This window comes from Mesorhizobium sp. M7D.F.Ca.US.004.03.1.1 (assembly GCF_003998635.1).
Taxonomy (GTDB): Bacteria; Pseudomonadota; Alphaproteobacteria; order Rhizobiales; family Rhizobiaceae; genus Mesorhizobium; species Mesorhizobium loti.
Map to the genome: position 1 here is coordinate 1 of NZ_RZQG01001034.1, position 1,963 is coordinate 1,963.

Below are 1,963 nucleotides of genomic sequence, written 5' to 3' on the forward strand. Positions count from 1 at the left end.
GATGTCGCATTTCCACCGCGCTGAGATCGCCCGCATGGCCGGTTGGCGCGACCGCCTTGACCGTACGAGCAATTGGGCGATCACCGTTGTCGCCGCCATGTTGTCAGTGTCGCTGTCAACGGCCAGTGCCCATCACGGCGTGCTGCTTTTCGCCATGCTGCTGGTGCTCCTTCTGTTGTGGATCGAGGCGCGTCGCTACCGGTTCTTCGATGTCTATCGCGCCCGCGTGCGCCAGTTCGAGCGCCACTATTTCGCTCAGATATTCTCGCCGCAGCCGGACTTCGCTTCTGACTGGCTGCTGATCGTCGGCGAAAGCCTGCGCGCGCCGAAATTCCTGGTCTCGCAAAGGGTGGCGCTGGCGCGGCGTTTGCGCCGCAACTACATGCACATGATGCTGATTCTGCTCCTCGCCTGGATCCTTAAACTGTCGACGCCGAGCCTGATCGATCAAGCTGTGCCGGTCGGCTTCGTCGGCACATTGCGCGAGGCCGTCAGCGCCGCTGCCCTCGGTCCCATTCCGGGCGCGGTCATTGTCGCCGTGGTTGCGCTCCTCTACGTTGGCCTCCTGGTGGCTGCCTTCCTGACGCCTGGCGACGACGGCGAACTCTCCTTCGGCGACGTCCATGTTTAGAAAGAGCCGGTTGAAGAAAATCATTGTAAGACAGTGAGATAAAGCCCCGACTTGATTCAGGTTCTGAATCGGCGTTTGCGCATCCGCTTGCAAATCGTCGCCCTGATGCCATCTCTATCCGAGGCTGCCGGTGACCGACTCACCGGCCGGAGGTATCAGTGACGCAGCGAAGCGGCAGCGCCGACCTGCCGCTGCATGGCGGGCGGGTTCCGAAATGGCTGGGCGATCGCATGACGCGCCTGGGCGCGGTGCTGTGCGAAGCCATCATCCACCACTATGGCCGCGACGAGTTGCTGCGCCGGCTGGCGCATCCGTTCTGGTTCCAGTCCTTCGGTGCGGTGATGGGCATGGACTGGCATTCCTCCGGCATCACCACCAGCGTGATCGGCGCGCTGAAGCGCGGGCTGACACCGCTGTCGGGCGAACTCGGCATCCATGTCTGCGGCGGGCGCGGCACCCATTCGCGCAAGACGCCGCATGAACTCGAGGCGATCGGCGAGCGTGTCGGCTTCGACGGCAAGGCTCTGGCCACGGCCAGCCGGCTGGTCGCCAAGGTCGACAGCGCCGCCGTGCAGGACGGCTTCGATCTCTATCTGCACGGCTTCATCGTCACCGATGACAGCCATTGGGTGGTCGTCCAGCAAGGCATGAACGGCGACAGCAAGCTGGCGCGCCGCTACCACTGGCTCTCGGAGGGCCTGAAAAGTTTCGTCGACGAGCCGCATGCGGCCATCGAGGGCGAGCGGCAGGGCGAGATCGTCAACCTCACCGATCACCGCGCCGAGGCCTCGCGCAGCGGCCAACTGGACCTGTTGCGCCAGCTCGGTCCCGACAGCATCGTGCGCGAGTTTGCCGCCATCGAACCATCGGCAAAGCCGCAATCCGCCCAGCCGATGCTGCCCAATCTGATCATGCCGGCCCACCATGATGTGCGCGAAAGCGATATCGTCATGCGCCGCCTGCACGGCAACATTTCCGCGGCGATCGAAGGCGGCCCGGCGGATTTTCCCGAATTGCTGCTGGTACCGGGCGTCGGCGCGCGAACGGTGCGGGCACTGGCGATGGTGGCCGAGGTCGTGCATGGCGCGCCGTGCCGCTTCTCCGATCCGGCGCGGTTCTCGCTGGCGCATGGCGGCAAGGACCGGCATCCCTTTCCGGTGCCGCTGAAGGTCTATGACGAGACGATCTCGGTGCTGAAATCGGCGGTGGGGAAGGCAAAGCTCGGACGGAGCGAGGAGTTGGAGGCATTGAGGCGGCTGGACGGCGAGTCACGGCGCATGGAGCGCTATGTGACGGGGCCGAGCTTGAAGGAGATTGTCGCCGGCGAAATGG

2 protein-coding genes are annotated in these 1,963 nt (G+C 64.6%); both read left to right on the forward strand.

Translation table 11 applies throughout. The annotated features are described in order from the left end of the window. The coding region (locus tag EN935_RS33485) for a DUF2270 domain-containing protein (RefSeq protein WP_127374096.1) at positions 1-631 on the forward strand (631 nt) is incomplete at its 5' end. Between the two features lie 158 nt (positions 632-789). Beyond that, positions 790-1,963, forward strand: a 1,174-nt coding sequence (locus tag EN935_RS33490) for a DUF763 domain-containing protein (RefSeq protein ID WP_127374097.1), incomplete at its 3' end; no start/stop codon positions are given.